This is a genomic window from Nocardia sp. NPDC003693, from assembly GCF_053981095.1.
This window is the reverse complement of the sequence record NZ_JBSFNO010000007.1, coordinates 35,994-59,482: the sequence shown is the minus strand read 5'-3', so window position 1 is coordinate 59,482 and position 23,489 is coordinate 35,994. Positions and strand designations below refer to the sequence as shown.

At 67.8% G+C, this 23,489-nt stretch carries 22 protein-coding genes and 2 pseudogenes; 17 read left to right on the top strand and 7 right to left on the bottom strand.

Annotated features, from left to right (window positions below; translation table 11 throughout):
- Positions 1-66: 66 nt before the first annotated feature.
- Positions 67-1,419: a DUF1254 domain-containing protein gene (locus tag ACWDOP_RS10930; RefSeq protein ID WP_456344877.1), complete on the top strand. Its 1,353-nt coding sequence runs from the start codon at positions 67-69 to the stop codon at positions 1,417-1,419.
- Between the two features lie 35 nt (positions 1,420-1,454).
- Here ACWDOP_RS10930 and ACWDOP_RS10925 read toward each other — a convergent pair whose 3' ends face one another.
- A complete protein-coding gene (locus tag ACWDOP_RS10925) occupies positions 1,455-1,673 on the bottom strand; it encodes a hypothetical protein (protein WP_456344876.1) in 219 nt (72 codons plus the stop codon).
- Between the two features lie 381 nt (positions 1,674-2,054).
- Between ACWDOP_RS10925 and ACWDOP_RS10920 the strand changes: the two genes are divergently transcribed.
- From ACWDOP_RS10920 to ACWDOP_RS10910, 3 genes are read left to right on the top strand one after another with little or no spacing between them, the layout of a single operon-like run.
- Positions 2,055-2,930: a helix-turn-helix domain-containing protein gene (locus tag ACWDOP_RS10920; protein WP_456344875.1), complete on the top strand. Its 876-nt coding sequence runs from the start codon at positions 2,055-2,057 to the stop codon at positions 2,928-2,930.
- Complete coding sequence (locus ACWDOP_RS10915; protein WP_456344874.1) at positions 2,927-3,118, top strand: DUF397 domain-containing protein; 192 nt, start codon at positions 2,927-2,929, stop codon at positions 3,116-3,118. Before ACWDOP_RS10920 ends, ACWDOP_RS10915 begins: the two co-directional genes overlap by 4 nt.
- A gap of 5 nt (positions 3,119-3,123) precedes the next feature.
- A complete protein-coding gene (locus ACWDOP_RS10910; protein WP_456344873.1) occupies positions 3,124-3,309 on the top strand; it encodes a DUF397 domain-containing protein in 186 nt (61 codons plus the stop codon).
- Between the two features lie 54 nt (positions 3,310-3,363).
- On the opposite strand, the gene ACWDOP_RS10905 is transcribed toward ACWDOP_RS10910, so the two are convergent.
- Positions 3,364-3,681: an ArsR/SmtB family transcription factor gene (locus ACWDOP_RS10905; protein ID WP_454207352.1), complete on the bottom strand. Its 318-nt coding sequence runs from the start codon at positions 3,679-3,681 to the stop codon at positions 3,364-3,366.
- Positions 3,682-3,768: 87 nt separating this feature from the next.
- Between ACWDOP_RS10905 and ACWDOP_RS10900 the strand changes: the two genes are divergently transcribed.
- The gene (locus ACWDOP_RS10900) at positions 3,769-4,539 is read left to right on the top strand and encodes a glucose 1-dehydrogenase (protein ID WP_456344872.1); all 771 of its coding nucleotides are present in this window, start codon (positions 3,769-3,771) and stop codon (positions 4,537-4,539) included.
- 107 nt (positions 4,540-4,646) lie between these two features.
- Here ACWDOP_RS10900 and ACWDOP_RS10895 read toward each other — a convergent pair whose 3' ends face one another.
- The gene (locus ACWDOP_RS10895; protein ID WP_456344871.1) at positions 4,647-5,519 is read right to left on the bottom strand and encodes an alpha/beta hydrolase family esterase; all 873 of its coding nucleotides are present in this window, start codon (positions 5,517-5,519) and stop codon (positions 4,647-4,649) included.
- A gap of 305 nt (positions 5,520-5,824) precedes the next feature.
- Entirely contained in the window at positions 5,825-6,454 is a 630-nt protein-coding gene (locus ACWDOP_RS10890; protein ID WP_456344870.1) for a TetR/AcrR family transcriptional regulator, read from the bottom strand.
- Positions 6,455-6,542: 88 nt separating this feature from the next.
- Here ACWDOP_RS10890 and ACWDOP_RS10885 point away from each other — a divergent pair, with 88 nt between their 5' ends.
- Positions 6,543-7,334 (top strand): thioesterase family protein, encoded by a 792-nt coding sequence (locus tag ACWDOP_RS10885; protein WP_456344869.1) that lies wholly within the window; start codon positions 6,543-6,545, stop codon positions 7,332-7,334.
- Positions 7,335-7,414: 80 nt separating this feature from the next.
- Here the strand turns inward: ACWDOP_RS10885 and ACWDOP_RS10880 are convergent, their stop codons facing one another.
- Both ACWDOP_RS10880 and ACWDOP_RS10875 read right to left on the bottom strand, forming a co-directional pair.
- A complete protein-coding gene (locus tag ACWDOP_RS10880) occupies positions 7,415-7,972 on the bottom strand; it encodes a DivIVA domain-containing protein (protein ID WP_456344868.1) in 558 nt (185 codons plus the stop codon).
- A 58-nt stretch (positions 7,973-8,030) separates the two neighbouring features.
- Positions 8,031-8,696, bottom strand: coding sequence for a TetR/AcrR family transcriptional regulator (locus ACWDOP_RS10875; RefSeq protein WP_456344867.1), 666 nt, complete (start codon positions 8,694-8,696; stop codon positions 8,031-8,033).
- 58 nt (positions 8,697-8,754) lie between these two features.
- Here ACWDOP_RS10875 and ACWDOP_RS10870 point away from each other — a divergent pair, with 58 nt between their 5' ends.
- The 6 genes from ACWDOP_RS10870 (at position 8,755) to ACWDOP_RS10845 (ending at position 16,409) form a co-directional block, all read left to right on the top strand.
- The gene (locus tag ACWDOP_RS10870; protein WP_456344866.1) at positions 8,755-10,248 is read left to right on the top strand and encodes a flavin-containing monooxygenase; all 1,494 of its coding nucleotides are present in this window, start codon (positions 8,755-8,757) and stop codon (positions 10,246-10,248) included.
- 347 nt (positions 10,249-10,595) lie between these two features.
- On the top strand, positions 10,596-11,015 hold the full coding sequence (gene yajC / locus ACWDOP_RS10865; RefSeq protein ID WP_454202863.1) for a preprotein translocase subunit YajC: 420 nt from the start codon (positions 10,596-10,598) through the stop codon (positions 11,013-11,015).
- Positions 11,016-11,110: 95 nt separating this feature from the next.
- Complete coding sequence (gene secD, locus ACWDOP_RS10860; protein WP_456344865.1) at positions 11,111-12,856, top strand: protein translocase subunit SecD; 1,746 nt, start codon at positions 11,111-11,113, stop codon at positions 12,854-12,856.
- A gap of 2 nt (positions 12,857-12,858) precedes the next feature.
- On the top strand, positions 12,859-14,064 hold the full coding sequence (gene secF, locus ACWDOP_RS10855) for a protein translocase subunit SecF (protein ID WP_456344864.1): 1,206 nt from the start codon (positions 12,859-12,861) through the stop codon (positions 14,062-14,064).
- A 19-nt stretch (positions 14,065-14,083) separates the two neighbouring features.
- Positions 14,084-15,802, top strand: coding sequence for an ABC transporter substrate-binding protein (locus ACWDOP_RS10850; protein WP_456344863.1), 1,719 nt, complete (start codon positions 14,084-14,086; stop codon positions 15,800-15,802).
- A gap of 49 nt (positions 15,803-15,851) precedes the next feature.
- Complete coding sequence (locus ACWDOP_RS10845; protein WP_454203133.1) at positions 15,852-16,409, top strand: adenine phosphoribosyltransferase; 558 nt, start codon at positions 15,852-15,854, stop codon at positions 16,407-16,409.
- Between the two features lie 85 nt (positions 16,410-16,494).
- On the opposite strand, the gene ACWDOP_RS10840 is transcribed toward ACWDOP_RS10845, so the two are convergent.
- Positions 16,495-16,782, bottom strand: coding sequence for a hypothetical protein (locus ACWDOP_RS10840; RefSeq protein ID WP_454202867.1), 288 nt, complete (start codon positions 16,780-16,782; stop codon positions 16,495-16,497).
- A 163-nt stretch (positions 16,783-16,945) separates the two neighbouring features.
- Here ACWDOP_RS10840 and ACWDOP_RS10835 point away from each other — a divergent pair.
- From ACWDOP_RS10835 to ACWDOP_RS10815, 5 genes and pseudogenes are all read left to right on the top strand, one after another.
- Positions 16,946-17,848, top strand: a pseudogene (locus ACWDOP_RS10835) (M23 family metallopeptidase); the annotation flags it as partial.
- 42 nt (positions 17,849-17,890) lie between these two features.
- Positions 17,891-18,409: pseudogene (locus ACWDOP_RS10830) on the top strand (lytic transglycosylase domain-containing protein); the annotation flags it as partial.
- Positions 18,386-18,883 carry a C40 family peptidase gene (locus tag ACWDOP_RS10825; RefSeq protein WP_456345004.1) on the top strand — a complete coding sequence of 166 codons (498 nt, stop codon included), beginning with the start codon at positions 18,386-18,388 and terminating at the stop codon, positions 18,881-18,883. The pseudogene ACWDOP_RS10830 and the gene ACWDOP_RS10825, both read left to right, overlap by 24 nt.
- A gap of 197 nt (positions 18,884-19,080) precedes the next feature.
- Complete coding sequence (locus ACWDOP_RS10820) at positions 19,081-20,676, top strand: ABC-F family ATP-binding cassette domain-containing protein (protein WP_456344862.1); 1,596 nt, start codon at positions 19,081-19,083, stop codon at positions 20,674-20,676.
- Between the two features lie 294 nt (positions 20,677-20,970).
- A complete protein-coding gene (locus tag ACWDOP_RS10815) occupies positions 20,971-23,325 on the top strand; it encodes a RelA/SpoT family protein (RefSeq protein ID WP_454202869.1) in 2,355 nt (784 codons plus the stop codon).
- Positions 23,326-23,489 lie beyond the last annotated feature (164 nt).

Genomic DNA, 23,489 nt, shown 5'->3' with positions numbered 1-23,489 from the left:
TCGAGAAAGGGCACCGCCGTGGTCAGTACTTCCGTTCAACCGTCCGCCGCCGCGAACCCCGAGCCGGTGACAGCACCCGCCGCCGGGATCGACATGTTCTCCGAATACGCCGCGATGCTCGCGCAGTTCGCCTACGTGTGGGGCTGGCCGCTGGTGAACCTGCGCAATCGGTACGAGACCATCACCCGGGTGCCCGAGCCGGGGCTGCTCAACGGCGCGGTGCCGGCGGCGCCGCGCGGACGGCTCGCGATGCTGTCGAACTACGTGGTGCCGGAGGAGAAGATCGTCGCCTGCCCGAATCAGGACGTGGTCTACGGCGCGGCCTTCATGGACCTGGACGCCGAACCGGTCATCGTGCAGGTGCCCGACTTCGGCGATCGTTTCTGGGTGTACGCGCTCTACGACGCGCGGCTCGATCAGTTCGGCGAGCTGGGCAAGGCGTACGGCACCCCGCCCGGGTTCTACCTGCTGGCCGGGCCGAACTGGCAGGGTGAGGTCCCCGACGGCGTCATGGGCGTCATCCGCTCGACCACCGCGCTGGCCAACGCCCTGCCGCGCATCTTCATGGACGCCACCCCCGAGGACCACGCGGCGATCCAGCCGGTGATCAATCGGATCGGGATCTACCCGCTGACCGAGTTCGACGGCGAGGTCAAGGTGACCGAATGGGCCGCGCTGCCCGTCGTGCCCGCGCCCGTCCCGGCCGGTGGCGAGCCGAAATACGTTGTGCCCGAGCAGTTCTTCGACCAGTTCGGCGCGATTCTGGACAGTGTGCCGCCGCTGCCGGGCGAGGAGGGGCTCTACGCGCAGTTCCGCAGTCTGCTCGAGGCGGCCGGTGACGATCCGGTGTTGAAGAAGGTGCTCGCCGACACCGCCGTCGCCACCGAGAACGGAGTGATCACACCGTTCTTCGAGTGGAAGCACAACGGAATCCGCGCCGGGAACGGCTGGAACCGCTCGGCCAACAACGCCCAGTTCGGGGTCGACTACTTCAGCCGGACCGGCACGGCCAAATCGAACATCTTCGAGAACCGGCCGACCGAGACCCAGTACTTCTACACCGACACCGACGTCACCGGCGCGCAGTTACACGGCGACAACACGTACGGCATCACGTTCGCCGCGGGGCAGGAACCGCCGGTGAAGGGGTTCTGGTCGCTGACCGTGTACAACGGGCACCACTTCTTCCATCCCAACGCGCTGAACCGCTATTCGCTCGGCACCAAGAACAAGGACCTGGTCCGGAACCCGGACGGCTCGCTGACGCTGTACGTGGGCGCGAACTCGCCGGGACCCGAACGGGAGAACAATTGGATCCCGGCGCCTTCGGACAGCTTCTCGGTGTACCTGCGCGCCTACTGGCCGGATCGGGAGATCGTCGACGCGACGTGGCAGCCCCCTGCCGTCGTGCGCGCCTGATCCCGAAAATCCGCTAGCAGTAGGTTGTTTCACCCCTACTCCGGATCCGCCGGCGGCCGCTGCCGGGTGATCTGCTTCGCCCGCAGCCGCTGCAGGTGCCGCAGCATCGGGCAGTCGTCGCGCTCGCAGTCCTCGCCGTGCTCGGCGAGGCGGCGTTCGATGTCGCGCTCGGAGAACCGCGTAAAGGGCGCGGGCTCACCGTGATAGACCGCCGGGCGGTCGGTGCGCGGAATGTAGGCGAACGGGTTCGTCATGCCCGCCCCCGATGCTGTCCCCGGTAGAACCATCCCGCTCGCCGGCCCGCGAGCGGGACGGTGAGGAATCCGCCGTGCGCGAGCGGGATACGGCGGGAGCGGGCATCACGCGCCTCCCGGTGGAAACCCCAAGCCGCCCAGCAGATCACGGCTAAGCACAACGCGGTTATGGAGAGCAGCGCCCATGTGTCCCACAACATTTCGAATCCCCTTCGCTCGGTGCTCAGTAATTCTGTTTCAGTAGACACCAGGAAATTTCCTGCGAAGTGGGTTCATCATGAAGTGGTAGTGGATCCGCTGGAGGTCTGCGGCGGACATGTCCGTGGTAGCGACTCCCCAGATTGTGAGGCTAACGAAATGGCCGGATCAACGGTCTCTCGAATGGATTTCGGCAACTTCATCCAACGTGTGCGCAAGGACGCCGGTAAGAGCCTGCTGGCCGCAGGTATTGATCTCGAAGTGTCTCGCCAGACGGTCATGCGGCTCGAAGATGGGCTGCCCACGAAACTGACAACCCCGCAGATCAGGGACCTACTGCTGTTCTACGAGGCCAGCCCGGAGGTCTGCGCGGAGACGCTGGCCCTGTGGAAAGAGTGCAAAGCGCAAGAGAAAACCGCCAAGGCGCAAGGCAATTCGAAGGGATTCTGGGAATCGTACAGCGACCAGGTCGCGCCGCAGTATCCGCGATATCTCCGCCTGGAAGGAGCCGCGAACCGTATCACGACACATCAATTGGTTCTGGTGCCGGGCTTGTTGCAGATCGCCGACTATCGGCGCGCAATCGCTGCGATCGAGGATCCGGACTTGTCTGCGGTCGATGCTGAGCGTCGGATCGAGCTGAATGCTCGTCGACAGTCCGTGCTGGATGATGTTGACGTCCGGTTCGATGCCCTGCTTTCCGAAGCGGTTCTTCGGCACAGGCCCGGGGGACCAGCGGTCATGGCGAAGCAGCTGCGGTGGTTGGCGACATCGAGTGAGCGTCGAAATGTCAGCATCCGCATCGTCCCGTTTGATGTGGGATCGCATCAGGGACTGACGATTCAATCCTTCACGCTTCTTCAATTCTCATCCGGATTGAGCGGTCTGACCCCGCCGCCCGTTGTGTACCTCAACGGTGCGTTGGGCGCTCTCTATCACGAGCAGCGGGACGAGATCGATCGCTACAAGGAAGCGATCTCGGGCCTGCTCGCTGTAGCGTTGAGTGAAGACGACACTCGAAACCTGTTGTCGCACGTTGCAAAGGAGTACGAGGCGTGAGCAACAATTCTCCGGCCCGCCGGTGGTTCAAGTCCTCCCGATCGTCGACGCAGAGCGAGTGCGTCGAAGTCTCCTTCGGTGAATCCGAGGTCGGTGTTCGCGATTCGAAGCATCCCGGCGGCCCGGAGCTGTGGTTCACGGGCGAGCAGTGGGACAGCTTTGTTGCAAGCGAAGTGTGGAAGGCGTGATCGAGATGGCCTCACCTGTAAACAAGTGGTTCAAATCGGCGGCATCGGAATCCTCGAAGGCGTGCGTAGAGGTCTGCCTGGGCGATTCCGCTGTCGGCGTTCGGGATTCCAAGCATCCCGGCGGTCCCGAGCTGTGGTTCACCGGCGAGCAGTGGGACAGCTTCCTCGGCTCCCGCGTCTGGGAGCGCTGAGCCCGCAACGACCGAATCGTCCTCGCCGACAGCTCGGCGGGGGCGATTCTCGTTTCACAGGACCAGGGTCGGGTCGCGGTGGGACGCGGCTATCAGGCTGTCGAGCAGGCCGGGGAAGCGGGCGTCGAGGTCCTCGCGGCGCAGGGACTGCAGGGTCTCGCGGCCGTTGGGGCGCTGCCAGATCAGGCCGGCCTCGCGGAGCACCCGGTAGTGGTGGGTGAGATTCGACTTGGGCACGCCGGGGGCGATCGTGCCGCAGGGCTGTTCACCCTCGCCCGCGAGTTTGCGCACGATGCACAGGCGTAGCGGGTTGCCCACGGCGGCAAGCACGTTCGCCAACTGGATCTGATCCCGCTCGGGGTGCGCCGTCATCACCCGCACAGGATAGCGCGACTGTTGACAGACAGTCGAACTGTACGTAAGTCTATGAACAATCAAACTACCTCGAGAGGTCATGACATGGGTTCCGGCGCTTCACGATTCGACGGCAAGATCGCACTCGTCACCGGCGGCAGTAGTGGAATGGGCCTGGCGACCGCGCGCCGCCTGCTCGACGAGGGCGCGCGCGTCGTGATCACCGGGCGGGACAAGGCGCGGCTCGATGCCGCCGTCGCTGCGTTGAACGCAGGGGACCGGGTGCTGGCGGTGGCCGGTGACGCCGCGAATCTCGCCGACCTCGACGCGTTGACCGGTGCGATAGCCGAGCGTTTCGGCCGGCTCGACGTGGTCTTCGCCAACGCCGGCATCGGCGCGTTCCAGCCGATCGGGGCCGTCACCGAGGAGGAGTTCTACCGGGTGGTGGATCTCAACTTCAAGTCGGTCTTCTTCACCGTGCAGCGAACCGCCCCGCTGGTGGCGGACAACGGCGCGATCGTCATCAACGCGTCGTTCGCCGTGCATCGCGGGTCGCCGGGGGCGGCGCTGTATTCCGCGACGAAGGCGGCGATACACAATCTTGCGCGGACTGTCGCGGCCGAGTTGGCGCCGCGCGGCATCCGGGTGAACTCGGTGAGCCCGGGCTATACCGCGACGCCCGCCTTCGACGCGGAGGCGTCACCCGAAATGCGCAGCGGCGCGGCGGCTTCGGTGCCTGCGGGGCGGATCGGGACTTCCGAGGAGGTGGCGGGGGCGGTCGCGTTCCTGGCGTCGGCGGAGGCGTCGTACATCAACGGGCAGGATCTCAAGGTGGACGGTGGGCTCATCGATGTCACCGCGGGGGCGATGATCTGACCCGGAAAGGGCCGCGAATTTTCGTGCACGATCCACCCCCGTTCGGCGGTTTCCCGCCGATCCACTGGCGACAGTGCACGAAAATTCGCAGCCCTCCGATGTTCGGCCTACGGCCGCGGGTTCGCCTGGAACAGCGACCACATCCGGTTCAGCATCTCGGTCTTGCGCGACCCGGTCGGCCACTCGTGGCTGCCGTTGTTGTACACGCGCCACAGCACCTTGGTGCCGTCCGCGCAATCCCAGATCTTGGAGTCCTTCACGTCGGTGCCGCCGTCACCGCGCTCGTTGGAGCAGGGCCGGTTCTCCCAGCTCCAGTACATGACGTGGCTGTACGCGACGGGTTCGAAGACGACCGGGTCACTCGCGGAGGCGAATACACCCCAGGAGATGGCGCGCGCCGGGTTGCAGCCGGTCGGCGGCGGCGCGGGCGCGTAGACCGCGCCCGAGGCGAACAGCTCCGGCGCGACACAGCCCGCGCGCGAAGCCATCTGCCCGCCGTTGGAGTGCCCGCTCAGGTGGATGCGGGTGGGTGCGACGCAGTAGGTCGCGCGCACATTGGCGACGACCGCCTTGATGTAGTTCACGTCGGCGGTGTCGGCGGCCCAGCCGTACTTGCCCGTGCCCTCGGACTTGCCGCCGCGCGGGTAGACGACGATGAACTTCTTCGAATCCGCCAGCGCGTTCCAGCCCGAATCCGCCTGGTGCGTCGCCGGATTGGACTGGCCGCCGTGGATGGCGACCACGAGCGGGGCGCCGGAGGCCGAGATTCCGGACGGCACGTGGATGCGGTACTTCTCGCGCTGCCCGAAGGTGACGTCCCCGGACTTGGGGGTCGTCGAGCAGGCCGCGGCCATGGCGCTGGGATCCTCGAAGCTCGCGTCGTCGGCGGTCGCCGACCCCGCCGCCGAGACCGCCAGAGTCATTGCCGCACAGGTCGCGCCCACCAGCGCGGCCATCCGTTTGAATAGTGAAGATGCCACGGAATCTCCTTGCGTACGAACGTGATCGCACTGAGAAAAGCCGACGCGCCGGACGACCGGCGAGCCCCCACTTCTGGGGCTGCGCGAAAGCTCCTGTGGCACCGCAATTATGCGATAGCATCGGCGCAGTCATGCCTTGGTAAACCGGTGTGCCGGTGCCGAAAGCGCCGCTGCGGTCTGCGTTTAGCGACTGCTCCGGCCTATCCGGCTACCGCCTGTGTGTTTTGGCGTTCCGGTGAGCGAACGATCGGCTAGACCCTCTCGATGCTTCAGCATCGCCCCGAATTCCCTCGGATACACCGGCCTCAGTCCGCGCGGGTGAACAGCCGCATCGACTCCTGGACCACCGTGTCGCGGGTGCGCCCGTCCGGGTCGGCCTCGGGGCGCAGCCAGATCGAGGCGTGGTTCAGCACGCCGTGCAGACAGTGCAGGGCTACCGCGGGATCGGGGCAGTCGAACTCGCCCGCGGCGATGCCGGCGTCGATGACCTCCCGGAAGATCCGGTCGTGCCGGCGGCGCATGGCCTTGATGGCTTCACCGTGCTGCTCGGGCCAGGGCGCGGGGAACGAGAAGAGTTTGCCCACTTCGGGATACAGCACCGTCAGCACCCGCAGTTGCTCGGCGATCAGCGCGCGCAGCCGCTCGGTTGCGGAGAGCCCGGCGGCGGCGTCCAGTGCCTCGTCGAGCCGGGTCAGCGCGTCGGAGGAGAGCTTCTCCAGGGCCGCCGCGACCAGCGCGTCTTTGCTCGGAAAGTAGTGGTAGAGGGTGGCTTTCGCGATGTCCGAGCGCTCGGCGACGTCCTCGAACCGCATGCCCTGGTAGCCGACCGCGGACAGGATCTGCAGCGCGGCGACGATCATCTCCGCCTTGCGCCGGTCGCGCCGCCGTTCCGCGCGCCCGGCGGGCGCCACGGTCTCGTCCGTGCTCGAGGTCATCGGTCGATCCTATCGAGGCGGTCGGTATCAACCGTGAGGATGGTCATTCGACTTGATGTATCAAAACTCGACCCGTAGGTTGAGAAATGTGAACACGACCAGCGTGGCGTCCGCCTACTTCCAGCGCGTCGGCCCGAACAGCTTCGTGCCGACCGTCCACGCCGGTGGTGCGTGGAACGCCGACGAGCAGCACTTCAGCCCGCTCGGCGGGCTGATCGTGCACGAGATCCAGCGTGCCCGGGCGCAACGGCCCGCGCTCGCGCTGAGCCGGATCAGTTTCGACATCCTGGGCCGCATCGGCTTCCAGGAGTTCGAGATCGCGGTCCGCACGCTCCGGCCAGGGCGCACCATCGAACTGGCCGAAGCTGTCGTCACGATCGCCGGGCGCGACGTCGTCAATGCCCGGGCCTGGCTGCTGAGCGAACAGGACACCGCGAGCGTTGCCGGCGGGGAACCCGATCGGCTCCCCGCCCCGGAAGCACTGCCGTCCTGGCCGCTGTCGGCGATCTGGTCCGGCGGCTACATCGCCTCGGTCGACACCCGGGCCGTGCGCGCCTACGAGCCGGGCCGCAACACCGCTTGGGTGCGCTCGACCGTGGATCTGGTGGCGGGGGAGCCGGTCGATCCCCTGGCGGGCTTCATCGCCCTGGTCGACACCGCGAACGGCATCGCGGTCCGCCAGGACCCCGCCAAATGGATGTTCCCGAACCTGGATCTGACCATCCATCTCCATCGGCAGCCCCGGGGTGCGTGGACCGGGCTGGACACCGGCGTCACCTTCGGTCAGGCCGGACAGGGGTTGACCAGCACCGTCCTGCACGACGTCGACGGCCCGGTGGGTGTGGCCCAGCAGATACTCACGGTCCGGCCGCAGCCCTGACGCGCGCCCCCGAACAGCCTGCGAGACAAAGCTTTACCGCTCCCGCGGCGCTCGTCATCGAGCAACAGCGCTCGCGCGCTTCAGTTCTCGCCCTTCAACTGCTCGAGGACCAGGTCGAGAAAGGCGTCCACCTCGGGGCGGTGATAGGAGGGCGCGCCCTGGGCGGCGATGTGAAACGTGGTGGTGCGCACGTCTTCGGCCGTCATGCCGTTCGGGCCGTCGTGCGCGAGGGTGGCGGCGAGGCGGTCCAGGAAGGCACCCACCTCCTCGATCGAATACCCGGGTAAGCCGAACGGGGGAGCGGAGAAGTGCACGCGCAGCACGTCGTCGTGCGAGAGCGTGTCCTCCACCCGGCCCTCGGGCGCCCGGCCCCGGCCGTGGCGCAGGAGTTCCAGCTCGACGCAGACCTGATCGAGGAAGTCGTCGACCTGTTCGCAGTCGTAGCCGCGGCGGCCGAACGGCGGCCCGTCGAACACGGCCAGCCGGATATCCGCGGCACTGAGATGATCATGGCCGCCCATGGTGTCGGCGATGCGCGCGCAGAAGGCGTCCACCTGTTCGGGGTGGTAGCCGTGATGCCCGAAAGGGGCAGATCCGAACTGCCTGCGGCGTACGTCCTCGGGGGTCACGAGCGTCATTGTGCCAATGCCCTCATGTCCGAATCGCCCCCGCCCCTTGCCAATCCGATTCGTCCGGTCAATCCCGCCGTACGCCGTCGATGATGAGCCGGCGAATCGCCTGTGTGAGATCGGCCGAGAGCCCCTGATCGGGGTTGCGCAGCCCGTGCAGGATCGCGCTCAGGATCATGCCGGTCACCGCGCGCGAGGTATTGACGGTGTCGAGATCTGCGCGCAGATACCCCTGTTCCACACCGTGTTCGAGGTAGGCCGTGGTGAGCGCGTCGGCGGTGTCGAGCAGGCCGTACAGCCGCGTGGTGAGTTCGATGTCGATGCCGGTCGCTTGGAACAGCAGCAGCTGCGCCACCCGGCGGTCCTCGAGGAAGATGTCGTTCAGCGCGCCGCCGATGCGCTCGAGCTGCACCCGGTACTCCTCGAGGCTCTCGGTCGCGTCCGGCGCGTTCTCGAGCCCGAGCGAGGCCACGATGCGCGCGGCCAGATCGTCGATGACGTGATCGATGATGTCGCGCTTGTTCGCGAAGTACCGATAGAACGTGCCGTGCCCGATGCCCAGCTCACTGGCGATATCGGCGATGCCGGTGGCGTGATAGCCCTTCTCGGCGAAGCAGGCGAACGCGGTATCGATGATCTCCTGGCGGAGCTCGGCCTTGCGCCGTTCGATTCGGGAGGATGGCTTCGTCACGGGCTCGATGATACGGTGTTCACAAACGGAATGAGATGTCATTCCGTGACAAGTGAGTCACAGCGGCCGGGTTGGGGCGCTGGTTACAGGGAGGTTCGGCGTGGCACCTCAGTACGACGCCATCGTGGTCGGTGCGGGTTTCGGCGGTATGGGCGCCGGCATCCAATTGGATCGGCTCGGTCTGAGCAACTTCGTGATCCTGGAGCGCGAGAACGATCTCGGCGGCACCTGGCACGTCAACCGCTACCCGGGCCTGGCCGTGGACATCGCCTCGGTCACCTATTCCTATTCCTTCGAGCCGAACCCGAACTGGTCGCGACTGTTCGCCCCGGGCGCCGAGCTCAAGAAGTACGCCGAGCACGTGGCCGACAAGTACGACCTGCGCCGTCGCATGCGCTTCGACACCGTCGTCGGGGGAGCGCGCTGGGACGAGGAGCAGCAGCAGTGGGTCGTGTCCGTCGAGGGCGGTGAATCCCTCACCGCGCGTTACCTGCTCGCGGCCACCGGCTTCCTGTCCCAGCCGTACACCCCGCCGTTCCCGGGCATCGACACCTTCGCGGGCAAGATCATCCACACCACCGCGTGGCAGGACGACTACGACCTCACCGACACCAGGACGGCCATCATCGGCACCGGCGCGACCGCCGTGCAGCTGATCCCGGAGATCGCCAAGAAGGCCAAGGCGCTCACCGTCTTCCAGCGCACCCCCATCTGGGTGGTGCCCAAGGTCGACACCGCCATCCCCAAGCCCGTGCAGTCGCTGTTCGCCCGGGTTCCGGTGACGCAGAAGGCCGCTCGCCTGGCCAACACCGCCATGCTCGAGGCCCTCATGGTCGTGGGCGTGCTGCACTTCAAGCAGGCCAAGCCGCTCAACAAGGCCGCCGCCGCGCTGGCCAAGGCGCACCTGCGCACCTCGGTCCGCGATCCCGAGACCCGCAGGAAGCTCACGCCGGACTACGACTTCGGCTGCAAGCGCCCCACCTTCTCCAACCTGTACTTCAAGACCTTCAACGAACCGCACGTGCGGCTCGAGACCAACTCCATCGATCACATCGAGCCCGACGGCATCGTCACCGCCGACGGCCACAAGACCGAGATCGACACCCTGGTGCTGGCCACCGGCTTCAACCTGTGGGACGTGAACTTCCCGGCCATCGAGATCATCGGCCGCGACGGGCTCAACCTCGGAAAGTTCTGGCGCGACAACCGCTTCCAGGCCTACGAGGGCATCACCGTGCCGAAGTTCCCCAACTTCATCAGCCTCAACAGCCCGTACTCCTACAGCGGCCTGTCGTACTTCACCACCATCGAAGCCCAGATGAAGCACATGGCCCGGCTCTTCGGCGAGATGTTCCGCCGCGGCGCGAAGACCTTCGAGGTCACCGAGACGGCCAACGCCGAGTTCCTGGACCGCGTCACCGACAAGCTCGACTCCTCGGTGTTCTACGGCGGCCAGTGCTCGACCGCGCGCAGCTACTACTACAACCAGCACGGCGAGGCCGCGCTGCTGCGCCCGACCAGCACGGTGAACGCGCACCGCGAGGCCGTGAGCTTCCCGCTCGACGATTACGCCTACGGCGAACACTCCGCCTGACCCACCGTCCCGCCGGGCCCCTGCCCGGCGGCACGATCGATGCCACCGCCGCGGCCGATGTCCCCTCGACATCGGCCGCGGCCGTGTCCGGCATATCCGGGGCACACGCAGGCGAATGGTCCCGCGGCACGGTCCGTGCTCCGGCGTCCGCGCGGTCCGGCGGCGCGCCCGCGTCCGGCCCGGCGGCGGCGTGCCGGACGATCCCGACCGCCCGGCACGGGAATCGGCACGTACCGGGGCGCGCGGCGAACAGATAGAGCAGGTCGGCGCGCCCTACTCGGCGGATAGCTGGCAGACTGTGTGGGCAACGACCCATTCGACCACCTGACTAGGGGCTGACTTCGACGATGGACCTTCTGCTGCCACTGCTTCTGGTTGCTCTGCTCATCCCGATGTTCCTCGGCGTTCGCCGACAGAAGCGGGAAATGGCCAAGGTCACCGAGATGCAGGACAACCTGAAGGTCGGCGACGGGGTGATCACCACCTCCGGGCTGTACGGCACCGTGGTCGACGTCGATGACACCACCGTCGATCTCGAGATCGCCGAAGACGTCGTGACCACCTGGTCGCGCGCCGCGATCCGCGAGGTCCGCGCCGAGGAGACCACCGACGGCGATTCGGCCGAGACGGATTCGGCCGTCGCGGCCACCCCGGCCGAGGCCGACGCCGTCGAGGCCGCCGCCGTCGAGACCACCGGGGAACCCGGTTCCGTGCTGGGCGACCGGCCCGAGACGGCCGACGAGAACCCGAAGCTGACCAAGGACTGACACGACCCCGCGCCGTCGGCCGCCGCATCCCGGCGACCGGCGGCGCTGCGGTGTGCCCGCTCGTTCCACCACCATCCGCCTAGGAGATAACTGCTGTGCCACCTTCCCAGGGAACGGCGCATCCCATGCGCCTGCTCGGCGTGTACGCCGCACTGGTGGCCGTGATGTTTGGCCTGGTGTTCTTCACCGGTGACAAGTCCGCGACCCCCAAGCTCGGCATCGACCTGCAGGGCGGTACCCGCGTCACGCTGACGCCGCGTACCCCCGACGGCGGCAAGCCGAGCAAGGACAGCCTGCAGAAGGCGCAGGACATCATCGAGCAGCGCGTCAACGGCCTGGGCGTCTCGGGATCCGAGGTCGTCATCGAGGGTGACAACCTGGTCATCACGGTCCCGGGCGAGGACGGCGCGCAGGCTCGCACGCTGGCCACCACCGCCAAGCTCTACGTCCGCCCGGTGATCGGCCAGCCGATTCCGCCGCAGGTGAAGAACGGCCAGCCGGTCAATCCGCAGCAGCCGCAACAACCTCAGCCCGCCCCGGCGCCGGAATCGGCCGCCCCGGGCGCGCCCACCACGGCCGACGCGCCGACCACGCCGGAAACCGCCCCCACCACGGGTGAGGCTCCCGCACAACAGAACCGGGTGTTCCCCGCCCAGGCGCCGACCACCGACGCGCCCGCGCCGACCACCGACGCACCGGCTCCCGCGCCCGCACCGGCGTCGCCGCAGCAGGCGCAGAAGGAAATCGCCGAGGCCAAGGCGCTGCGCCAGAGCACCGATCCGACGATTCAGCAGACCGCCATGCTCACCATGGACTGCACCAAGCCGGATCCGCTGCAGGGCAACGACGATCCCAACCTGCCGCTGGTCGCCTGCAGCGCCGACGGGACCGAGGTCTACCTCCTGGACAAGAGCCGGCTCGACGGCCAGGAGATCAAAGACGCGCGCGGCCAGTTCAATTCGCAGGAATCCAAGTGGACCGTGGACGTGGAGTTCAAGTCCGGCGGCGCGGACACCTGGGGCAAGCTGACCACGGAGTTCTACCAGAAGCAGCTGGCCTTCGTGCTCGACACCAAGGTCGTGAGCGCACCGCAGGTGCAGGCCGCCGGCCAGTACACCGGTAGCACCTCCATCTCGGGCACGGGCATCAACAAGACCACCGCGACCGAACTCGGCAACACCCTCAAGTACGGCTCGCTGCCGCTGTCGTTCTCGACCTCCGAGGCCGAAACCGTCTCGGCGACACTGGGTCTGTCCTCGCTGCGCGCGGGTCTGATCGCGGGCGCCATCGGCCTCGTCGCGGTGCTGCTGTACTGCCTGCTCTACTACCGCATGCTCGGCTTCCTGGCCGGCTTCTCGCTGCTCGCGGCGGGCGTGGCGGTGTACCTGATCATCGTGCTGCTGGGCCGGTCCGTCGGCTTCACGCTCGACCTGGCCGGTATCGCCGGTCTGATCATCGGTATCGGTATGACGGCCGACTCGTTCGTGGTGTTCTTCGAACGAATAAAGGACGAGATGCGCGAGGGCCGAAGTTTCCGGTCCGCGGTGCCCAAGGGCTGGGCGCGCGCGCAGCGCACCAACCTCTCGGGTAAGACGGTCAGCCTCATCGCCTCGGCGGTGCTGTACTGGCTCGCCGCCGGACAGGTGAAGGGCTTCGCGTTCACCCTCGGCATCACCACCGTGCTCGATGTCATCGTGCTGTACCTGGTCACCGCGCCGCTCATGATGATGGCCTCGAAGTCGCCGTTCTGGGCCAAGCCCTCGGTGAACGGCCTCGGCGCCGTCGCTCAGATTGCCCGGGAACGCAAGGCGGCCGCCGGCGTCCTGGTGAAGGAGGCGTGACCATGCGCAAGACCAGTCCCGTTCTGGACGTCGACTCCGAACTCGATTACGAGGCGGCGTCCCCGCAGCACGGATTCCTCGAACGGCTCTACACCGGTACCGGCGGCTTCGAGATCGTCGGCCGGCGCAAGTTCTTCTACGGTCTGGCCGCGGTGTTCCTGGTGATCGCCCTGGCGAGCATCGGCATCAAGGGCTTCACGCTCGGCATCGACTTCGCGGGTGGCTCCCGCATCCAGATGCCCGCCGCCGAATCGGTGACCACCGAACGCGTCGAGCAGGTGTACACCGACACGCTCGGCCACGAACCGGTGACGGTGCAGAAGGTCGGCTCGGGAGCGACCGCGGCGATGCAGATCCGGTCCGAGACGCTGGACCTGACGCAGACCGAGCAGTTGCAGGCCGCGCTGTTCGAGGCGTTCCAGCCGAAGAACTCCAGTGGCCAGCCCGATATCAACGCGATCAGCATCGCCGAGATCAGCGAGACCTGGGGCGGCCAGGTCACCGAGAAGGCGCTGTGGGCGCTGCTGGTGTTCGTCCTGCTGACCATGCTCTACATCGCCTTCCGCTTCGAACGAGACATGTCGTTCGCGGCGATCGGCTCGCTGTTCTTCAACCTCATCGTCACCGCGGGCATCTACTCGCTCGTCGGTTTCGAGGTGACGCCGGCCGCGGTCATCGGCCTGCTCACCATCCTCGGCTTCGTGCTCTACGACAACGTCGTGGTGTTCGACAAGGTCGAGGAGAACACCCGCGGCGTCTTGCACCTGACCAAACACACGTACGCGGAGAAGGCGAACCTGGCCGCCAACCAGACGCTCATGCGCTCGATCAACACCACGATCATCGGCATCCTGCCGATCATCGGCATGCTGGTCGTCGCGGTGTGGCTGCTGGGCGTCGGCACCCTGAAGGATCTGGCCCTGGTGCAGCTCGTCGGCATGATCGTCGGCGCGTACTCGTCCATCTTCTTCGCGGTGCCGCTGCTGGTCAGCATCAAGGAACGCTGGGGCCCGGTGGCCGCGCACACCAAGAAGGTGGCGGCCCGGCGCGCCGGCGGCAATGCGGCGGACGTGCACGCGGCCGCGACGCAGCGGGCGGGCGCGGCAAGTCGCGCCGGTGGGCGGGAAGGCTCCGCGCCGCGTCCCCGGGGCGAGGCCCCGCGCCCGGGAACTCGACCGAGCGGAAAACGACACAAGAGAAGGCCATAGGCGCAGGGGGTTGCGGACGGTGCGACAGAACAGGATTCGACGTGGCGCCGCCGTGGCCGTCGCGGGTGTGCTCGCCGTCGGTGCGCTGACGGCGTGTGGTGGCAAGAACCAGGTTCCCTCCATCGGATACGGCGTCGACACCGTGCTGGCCAGCTACAACGGCGGCAGCACGGCGGGCGCCAACGGTGGTGCGGCCGCGGTGTTCGGACGCGTGATCACCGGGTTCTTCTACACCGGCCCCGACGGGCAGCCGGTAGCCGATACCGACACCGGTACCGCCAAAGAGGTGCCGGGCGAGACGCAGACCATTCAGTACCGGCTCAATCCGGACGGGGTGTACTCCGACGGTGCGCCGACCTCCTGTGACGATCTCGTCATGGCGTGGGCGGCGCGCAGCGGGCGCTTCACCAAACCCGGTGCGGGCGGGCAGATTCCGGCGTTCGACGCGGCGAGCACCGCCGGCTACGACGAGATCGAGCGGGTGGACTGCCAGCCCGGGTCCAAGGACGCCACCGTGGTGTTCCGGCCGGGACGGCACTACACGCCGTGGAAGACGCTGTTCAACGCCGGCGAGCTGATGCCCGCGCACGTCGTGGCCAAGGCCGTCGGGGTGCCCAACGTGGTCGCCCCGATCCAGGGCAACGACCAGGGCGCGGTCGAGCGCATCGCGGACTTCTGGAACAACGGCTGGACGCTGACGCCGGGCAAGGTGGATCTCACCGTGCTGCCGTCGTCGGGTCCGTACCGGATCGAATCCTTCGGTGAGAAGGACGGTCTGGTGCTGGTCCAGAACGAGCGCTGGTGGGGCAACGCCGCGCGGACGCCCCGCATCGTGGTGTGGGACAAGAACACCGACCTGAAGGGCAAGCTCGAGGCCAAGTCGATCGGCGTGCTCGATATCGGCGCCGGCGCGTTCGGCGACGCGAGCCTGGACGGGCTGGCCGCGGAGAACGTGCCCGGTCGCGGCGTGGAGCAGCTGGTGCTGAGCACCGGCGGAGTGTTCAGCAACGTCAACGCCCGGCGGGCGCTGGCGCTGTGCACGCCCCGGCAGGAGCTGTTCGATCAGCTCGGGCACCCGGGTTTCGACACCCCGGCGACCGGACTCGGTGCGGGACCGCTGAACTCGCGGACCGTGCAGCAGGACACGCTCTACTACGGCGCGGTGACCGGCGCCGCCGACAAGTACAAGAACGTCGACGTCGCCGGGGCCAAGAAGGCGCTCGAGAACGCCGGGGTGCAGAACCCGACCGTCCGCATCGGCTACGTCCAGCCGGACGAGCGGCGGGCCGCCACCATCGCCAAGATCGCCGAATCCTGCCGTCCGGCGGGCATTTCGGTGGTCGACGCCGGCGCGGCCGACTTCGCGGCGGTCCAGCTCGCCGAGGGCAAGGTGGACGCCGTCCTCGGCGGCACCGCGTCCTTCCCCGGCCCCTCGGGGGCGAGCGTGGCGACCGACGCGACAGCCTCGCTGCGCACCGGTCAGGGGCTGAATTTCGGCCGGTTCGGCAATGGCCGTTACGATGCCATCGCGGATCAGCTTGCGGCGGAGGACAACTCGACGACCGTGCTGAACCTCATGACGGAGCAGGAGAACCTGCTCTGGAGTGAGATGCCTTCGATTCCGCTGTTCGCCGAACCGCGCACCATCGCGTTCGGTGACGGCATGAAGAACGGAATCGTGAGCCCGACCCGGGCGGGAGCGGGCTGGAATATGGATCGCTGGGTGCTCGAGCGGTGAGGGCCTCGGGAGATGAGCGTGTGAGGAGCGGGTGTTGAGCAAGCACGAGATGGTCGATACGGCGGAGGTCGCGACCGAGCGCACCGGACGGGCGAACGCGGCGGTGGAGCGGCTGACCCGCTGGCACGACGACTTTCCGACCCCGGGGGTCCGGTTCGCCGATCTGACCCCGGTGTTCGCCGATGCCGAGGGCTTCCGCTCGGTGCTGGACTGCTTCGCGGCCTGCGCACCGGACGCCGATCTGGTGGCCGGGGTGGACGCGCGCGGGTTCCTGCTCGGCGCGGGCGTCGCCGCGGTGCTCGGCACCGGCGTGGTGGCGGTGCGCAAGGCGGGCAAGCTGCCGCCGCCGGTGCACACCCGGTCCTACACCCTCGAATACGGTTCGGCCGCACTGGAGATCCCCGCGGACGGCATCGAGCTGCAGGGCCGCAAGATCCTGCTGCTCGACGACGTGCTCGCCACCGGCGGCACCCTGGCCGCGGCCGCGGAGCTGTTCCGCGCGGCGGGGGCCGAGGTGGTCGCGGCGGCCGTCGTGCTCGAGCTGGAATTCCTGGGCGGGCGCGCCAAGCAGGGCGACTACCCGCTCACCTCGATCGTGCAGCGCTGAGCGCGCGAGGCGAGCGGGCGCGCTGACAACACGTTTCGGAAGCGGCGGATGGCGACGGTGACGTCGCCGCCCGCCGCTTCCGGCGTCACCGGGCGATCACCCGGGCGACGAATCCACTGACGACCAGCCAGAAGATCGCTGCGAGACCGTAATTCAGGACGACGTCCAGGTCGGGGTTTCCGGTGGTGAACAGGCCCGGGAAGAACAGGGCCAGGGGCTCGGCCAAGGACTTGATGAATTGGAAGAACCGATTGGTCTGATCGGCGTCCAACACCAGCAGCAAGATATACAGGCCCTCGACGAGGGCGAACAGTGCACCGACCGTTGCGATGATGCGCGCGGCGGTGGCCTCATTGCGGGCGACGTACGGCATTACCGAGGGATGCCCGTTGTGTGTGGGTTGAAACCGTGTCGCGGGTCCGTGAAAAGGCGTGTCCGCCATGACATGATGTCCCGGTGATGACCACGTCGTCGGGGAGCGCTGGGGCGTGAACGCCAAGTTCGTCGTCGGAAGTGTGGTCGGCATAGCGTTGTCGATGGTCACGCTCGTATTGGTGATCATCCTGCCGTCGACCGAGGAGAACTGCGCTCCGGGTTCCCCGCTCATTCCGGCGGCCACCACCGCGCGCACCGAACCCGATTGCCCGAGTACGGGTTCCCCCGCCGAAGCGGGTTTGCAGGACGGCGCGCTGCGCGTGTTGCGGTGCACGGTGGCGCGTTTCGGCAGTCTCGAGATGCGTGGGGTGATCGCGGACGACGCCTACCCCGATCATCGCGCGGGCCGCGCGGTGGAGTTCATCGTCGGAACCGACCAGGCCAAGGGCGATTCCATCGTGGCGTTCCTGCAGGAGAACGCCGCCACGTTCCGCGTGGACTACGTCATCTGGAAGCAGCGCAGCTGGACCCCGACGGCCGCCTCGGGCACGCAGTGGACGGCCATGCCCGATCGCGGCGACGCGGTGCGCAACCACCTGGATCGCGTGCAGGTGACCATCAAGGCGGCGGCCGCGACCTCCACCGCGGTGCAGACCCCGGAGGTCTCGCTGGCCGCCATGCCGGGCACCGTCAACGAGGCCGGGCGGCTCTCCGGTGCGGGCCGCCGTCAATACCCCTTGGCGGCAGGCACTTTCACCGTGTCCGACACCTACGGCTCGCGCGGCGGGGATCACCTCGGCGTCGACATGGCCGCCGCCAACGGGACCCCGATCTACGCCGCCGCCGACGGTCTCGTGGTCGCCTCCGGCCCGGCGTCGGGTTTCGGGAACTGGATCGTCATCGACTCCCTCGACGAGAGCGGGCGGCGGTACTCCACGGTCTACGGGCACATGTACGCCTCGGGCCTGTTCGTGCGCACCGGCGATATCGTCACCATGGGCCAGCACATCGGCGCGGTCGGCTCCGACGGCCAATCCTCGGGCCCGCACCTGCATTTCGAGGTGGTGCCCGGCGGGCGGCTCACCGGCGGCAGCCAGGTCGACCCCATGCCGTGGCTGTCGGGTTCGGGGCTGCCGGACGCGAGTGCGAGTTCGCCCAACTGCGAGAACGGATTCGGCACGGCCGGAGGCAATCTCGCCGGCGGCAAGGTGCCCGCCGAACTGGAGATCTGGTATCGGCGCGCGGGCTCGCTGTGCCCGCAGATCAGCTCCTCGCTGCTGGCCGCGCAGGGGCAGGCCGAATCCGGCTTCCGGCGCGGGCTCACCTCACCGGCGGGCGCGATCGGACTGGCCCAGTTCCTGCCGAGCACCGCGACCTCCCTGGCCCCCGACGGACAGCCCTACGTGATCGACGCCGACGGCAACGGCCAGGCCAGCCCTTGGGACGACGGCGACGCCATCATCGGCCAGGGCCGGTACATGTGCACCATCGCGGGCAAGGTGCAGGGCTGGCTCGAGCAGGGCAAGGTGACCGGCGATCTCACGGCGCTGACCGTGGCCGCCTACAACGCCGGCGAGGGCGCGGTGCTGGCCTCGGGCGGCATGCCCAACCAGGTGCCCGGGCACTTCAGCGAAACCCGCCCGTACGTGGCGCGCATCCTGGCCGCGGAGGCCGGCTTCCGCAGCATGGGCAGCACCGGGCGCTTCGTTCCCGACGCCGCCGCGGACCTCGGCCCGCAGATCGCCTCGGCGGGGCACGAATGGATCGGCACCCCTTACGTTTTCGGCGGGGGCGGCACCCAGGGCCCGACCGAGGGCGGCTTCGACGAACCCGGTCTCACCGCGGCCGCGGTGTTCGCCGCCAGCGGGGGCACGATCCAGCTGCCGAACACGGCCGAGCAGCAGTGGGAGATCGGGGTCGAGGTGGCGTTGCTCAAGGCCCAGCCCGGTGATCTGGTGTTCGGGAGCTGGGGGACACGCGGACCCTCGAGCGTCGGGATCTACCTCGGCAGCGGCAAGATGCTACACGCCGAACCCGGCGGGAAGGTGGCCGAGGTCCCGCTGCTCAACGGCATGAAAGCGCGTCGCATCGGGCAGTGAGGACGGGAGCCGGATCCGATCCTGAGATCCGGCTCACGGAAATTGCCACTTGCACACCGGCATCGGGACTGGTTACCTTTGTAAACGTTCCATTCCCTCCCGATCGGAGACCTTACGTTGATCTTCTGAGGTAACGCAGCCCATGGCCCGCGCTCTCGAGCGCCGCCTTCACTCGCGCTTACCTTCCAGGAGTCCGTATGTCACTACCTGTCATTTCCATTTCCGATCTGAGCTTCCTCTGGCCGGACGGTACCCCCGTTTTCGACGGTCTCAACGCGCTGCTCGGACCCGGTCACGTCGGCGTGGTCGGCAGCAACGGCGCCGGTAAATCCACGCTTTTCCGGTTGATCACCGGTGCGCTGCTGCCCGCTCGCGGGTCGATCACGGTGCCGGGGCGGCTGGGCTATCTGCGCCAGGACCTCGGCCTGTCGGCCGGGCAGCGGGTGGACGAGGTGCTCGGTATCGCGCCGACGCGAAAGGCGTTGCATCGCATCGAGTCCGGGAACGGAACCGACGCCGACTTCGAGGCGGTCGGGACGGCCTGGGATATCGAGGAACATGCCATCGCCCTGCTCGGCCGACTCGGATTGCACTATGTCGCAAGCGATATCGGTCAGCTCGATCGCCGGCTGGACACCCTGTCCGGCGGGGAGACCGTGTTGCTGGGCCTGGTAGCCGAACTGTTGCGGGAGCCCGATGTGCTGCTGCTGGACGAACCCACCAACAACCTCGATCGGGTGGCGCGCGAACGCCTGTACGAGGTCGTGGGGCAGTTCCAGGGCACCGTGCTCACCGTCAGTCACGACCGCGAGCTGCTCGACCGGGTCACCACCGTGGCCGAACTGCGCCAGGGCGAAATCCGTTTGTTCGGCGGCAATTTCGGCGACTACGAGCGGATCGTCGAGGCCGAGCAGGAGGCCGCGCGAGCGGCCATCCGCGATGCCAAGGGCGATGTGCGCAAGCAGGCGCGCGAGCTGGTGGACACGCGGATCAAGCTCGACCGGCGACTGCGAACCGGAGCCAAGGCCGAGCGGGAGAAGCGGGTGCCGAAGATCGTCGCGCACAACCGCAAACGCGAGGCGCAGGTCGCGGCGGGCAAACTGCGCAACGAGCACATCGGCAAGCTCGCCGACGCCAAGGACGTGCTGACCGAGGCGGAGGAGCGGTTGCGCGACGACCGCGAGATCCGCGTCGAGCTGCCCGGCACCCGGCTGTACCCGGGGCAGGATGTGATCGAACTGCGGGATGTGGCGCTGGCGAACGGCCCCGTCGTGACGCTGACGATCACCGGACCCGAGCGGATCGCGCTCACCGGCCGCAACGGTGCGGGCAAAACCACACTGCTGCATCGGATCTGCGCGGAATCGCCCACGGTGCCGTGGCGGATGCTGCCGCAGCGGCTGGACGTGTTCGACGAGACGCTCACGGTCTTCGAGAACGTGGCCGCGGCAGCGCCGCACGCCTCGGCGGAACAGATTCGAGCCCAGCTGGCTCGCTTCCTGTTTCGCGGCGGCGACGCCGACGTCCTCGCCGCCGCGCTCTCGGGCGGGGAGCGACTGCGGGCCGCGCTGGCCATGCTGCTGCTGGCCGAACCCGCGCCGAAGCTCCTGCTGCTCGACGAGCCGACCAACAATCTGGATCTGCCGAGCCTGCGGCACCTCACCGAGGCGCTCGCCGGATTCCAGGGCGCGCTCGTCGTGGTGAGTCACGACGAGCGGTTCCTGGGTGAGATCGGCGTCACACGCCGGGTCGAGCTCGACGGGTCCGGATTGACCGAATCCACGGTCGGATAGTGCCCCTGAACGCGGGTCGCGCGGTTTCCGCGCGGCCCGCCGGCGGGTCCGGCGGGGCCCGGGAGAAAGGCCGCCGCGAGCGGGGGATCGACCCGAAATGGAGATCGGAGCAATCCGGACGCAATGCCGCGCCGAACACGGTGCGGATGCGAGTAAGGTTCAACGCTCCGGACGGGTCCGGGAGGGCGTGATTCGCCGTTCCGGTCTCGGAACGTTTCCAGGACTAAAGTGGGTGGTCTACGTGGTTGGACGGTCCGGTAGGTTGAGCCGATCGAGGCCGGGAGAGGTGGTGGCATGACACAGAATCTGGAGAAGGCGAACGCCGGGCAATCGGAGAACGGCGAGCCGGCCACCCCGGCGTCCGGCGCCGCGCGTCCCGCTTCCGCCGCCGTGCCCACCTCCGCCTCGCGCCGGGTGCGTGCGCGCCTGGCGCGCCGCATGACGGGCCAGCGTGGCATCGCCGCGGTGAAACCGGTGCTCGAGCCGCTCGCCACCGTGCACCGCGAGCTGTACCCGAAGGCGAATCTCGCTCTGCTGCAAAGAGCTTTCGACGTCGCGGACGAGAAGCACCAGCACCAGTTCCGTAAGTCGGGCGACCCGTACATCACCCATCCGCTCGCGGTGGCGAACATCCTCGCCGAGCTCGGGATGGACACCACCACGCTGGTCGCCGCGCTGCTGCACGACACCGTCGAGGACACCGGCTACGCGCTCGAGGACCTGACCAACGAGTTCGGCACCGAGATCGCCCACCTGGTGGACGGCGTCACCAAGCTGGACAAGGTCAACCTGGGCGCCGCCGCGGAGGCCGAGACCATCCGCAAGATGATCATCGCCATGGCGCGGGACCCGCGCGTGCTGGTGATCAAGGTCGCCGACCGGCTGCACAACATGCGCACCATGCGCTTCCTGCCGCCGGAGAAGCAGGCCAAGAAGGCGCGCGAGACGCTCGAGGTCATCGCTCCGCTGGCGCATCGCCTGGGTATGGCGACGGTCAAATGGGAGCTCGAGGACCTCGCGTTCGCGATCCTGCACCCCAAGAAGTACGACGAGATCGTGCGCCTGGTCGCGGACCGCGCACCCTCACGTGACACGTACCTGGCCAAGGTTCGGGACGAGATCGTCAACACCCTCGCCGCCAGCCGCATCAGCGCCATCGTCGAGGGCAGGCCCAAGCACTACTGGTCGATCTACCAGAAGATGATCGTCAAGGGTAAGGACTTCGACGACATCCACGACCTGGTGGGCATCCGCATCCTGTGCGACGAGGTGCGTGACTGCTATGCCGCTGTGGGCGTTGTGCATTCGCTGTGGCAGCCCATGGCCGGGCGGTTCAAGGACTACATCGCCCAGCCGCGGTACGGGGTGTACCAGTCGTTGCACACCACCGTCGTCGGGCCGGACGGCAAGCCCCTCGAGGTGCAGATCCGCACCCAGGACATGCACCGGACCGCCGAGTTCGGCATCGCCGCGCACTGGCGGTACAAGGAGACCAAGGGCAAGCACTCCAATGATTCGACCGAGGTCGATGACATGGCGTGGATGCGCCAGCTGCTGGACTGGCAGCGGGAGGCCGCGGACCCGGCCGAGTTCCTGGAGTCGCTGCGCTTCGACCTGAAGTCGCCGGAGATCTTCGTGTTCACGCCCAAGGGCGACGTGATCACGCTGCCGCAGAAGTCGACCCCGGTGGACTTCGCGTACGCCGTGCACACCGAGGTCGGGCACCGCTGCATCGGCGCGCGTGTCAACGGGCGGCTCGTCGCGCTGGAGCGGCAGCTGGAGAACGGTGAGGTCGTCGAGATCTTCACCTCCAAGGCGCAGAACGCCGGGCCCTCGCGGGACTGGTCGAACTTCGTGGTGTCGCCGCGGGCCAAGGCCAAGATCCGGCAGTGGTTCGCCAAGGAACGCCGTGAGGAGGCGCTCGAGGCCGGTAAGGACCAGATCTCCAAGGAGGTCCGGCGCTCGGGTCTGCCGCTGCAGCGCCTCATGAGCGCGGACGCGATGTCCTCGCTCGCGCACGAGCTGCACTACACCGACATCTCGGCGCTGTACGCCGCGGTCGGTGAGAACCAGGTGTCGGCGCATCACGTCGTGCAGCGGCTCATGGCCCAGCTCGGCGGGGTCAGCGACGTGGAGAACGAGCTCGCCGAACGGTCCACGCCGTCGACGGTGCCCGCGCGTCAGCGGCTCACCGGGGACGCGGGCGTGGAGATCCCGGGTGCGCCCGGAACCGTCTCCAAGCTCGCCAAGTGCTGCACCCCGGTGCCGGGCGACGAGATCATGGGCTTCGTGACGCGCGGCGGGGCGGTCAGCGTGCATCGCACCGACTGCACCAACGCCGATTCGCTGCGGTCCGAGCCGGAGCGGATCATCGAGGTCAAATGGGCGCCGTCGCCGTCCTCGGTGTTCCTGGTCGCGATTCAGATCGAGGCGCTCGATCGCACCCGGTTGCTGTCGGACGTGACCAAGGTGCTCGCCGACGAGAAGGTGAACATCCTGTCCGCGGCGGTCACCACTTCCGGTGACCGCGTGGCGATTTCGAAGTTCACGTTCGAGATGGGCGATCCCAAGCACCTGGGTCATCTGCTGAACGTGGTGCGCAACGTGGAGGGCGTCTACGACGTCTATCGCGTGACGTCCGCGGCCTGACAACCCGAAAGTCCCAGCGCGGCATCCGCTCTCCGGAGCGGGTGCCGCGCTGTCGTTCTGTGCCGTGGTCGCGGTGACGTCGGCGGACCGCTCGAGATTTCTCGACCGGGTCGGGAATCCACCGGTCGATGTAACTGTTCAAGTTGATATGACTGGTTATATAG

Bases quoted from the DNA above. Each gene is read 5' to 3' on its own strand.
- ACWDOP_RS10925 (WP_456344876.1), bottom strand. From the start codon at position 1,673: ATGACGAACCCGTTCGCCTACATTCCGCGCACCGACCGCCCGGCGGTC.
- ACWDOP_RS10920 (WP_456344875.1), top strand. From the start codon at position 2,055: ATGGATTTCGGCAACTTCATCCAACGTGTGCGCAAGGACGCCGGTAAG.
- ACWDOP_RS10910 (WP_456344873.1), top strand. From the start codon at position 3,124: ATGGCCTCACCTGTAAACAAGTGGTTCAAATCGGCGGCATCGGAATCC.
- ACWDOP_RS10905 (WP_454207352.1), bottom strand. From the start codon at position 3,681: ATGACGGCGCACCCCGAGCGGGATCAGATCCAGTTGGCGAACGTGCTT.
- ACWDOP_RS10900 (WP_456344872.1), top strand. From the start codon at position 3,769: ATGGGTTCCGGCGCTTCACGATTCGACGGCAAGATCGCACTCGTCACC.
- ACWDOP_RS10890 (WP_456344870.1), bottom strand. From the start codon at position 6,454: ATGACCTCGAGCACGGACGAGACCGTGGCGCCCGCCGGGCGCGCGGAA.
- ACWDOP_RS10880 (WP_456344868.1), bottom strand. From the start codon at position 7,972: ATGACGCTCGTGACCCCCGAGGACGTACGCCGCAGGCAGTTCGGATCT.
- ACWDOP_RS10875 (WP_456344867.1), bottom strand. From the start codon at position 8,696: ATGACATCTCATTCCGTTTGTGAACACCGTATCATCGAGCCCGTGACG.
- yajC (WP_454202863.1), top strand. From the start codon at position 10,596: ATGGACCTTCTGCTGCCACTGCTTCTGGTTGCTCTGCTCATCCCGATG.
- secF (WP_456344864.1), top strand. From the start codon at position 12,859: ATGCGCAAGACCAGTCCCGTTCTGGACGTCGACTCCGAACTCGATTAC.
- ACWDOP_RS10845 (WP_454203133.1), top strand. From the start codon at position 15,852: ATGGTCGATACGGCGGAGGTCGCGACCGAGCGCACCGGACGGGCGAAC.
- ACWDOP_RS10840 (WP_454202867.1), bottom strand. From the start codon at position 16,782: ATGCCGTACGTCGCCCGCAATGAGGCCACCGCCGCGCGCATCATCGCA.
- ACWDOP_RS10825 (WP_456345004.1), top strand. From the start codon at position 18,386: ATGCCCAACCAGGTGCCCGGGCACTTCAGCGAAACCCGCCCGTACGTG.
- ACWDOP_RS10820 (WP_456344862.1), top strand. From the start codon at position 19,081: ATGTCACTACCTGTCATTTCCATTTCCGATCTGAGCTTCCTCTGGCCG.
- ACWDOP_RS10815 (WP_454202869.1), top strand. From the start codon at position 20,971: ATGACACAGAATCTGGAGAAGGCGAACGCCGGGCAATCGGAGAACGGC.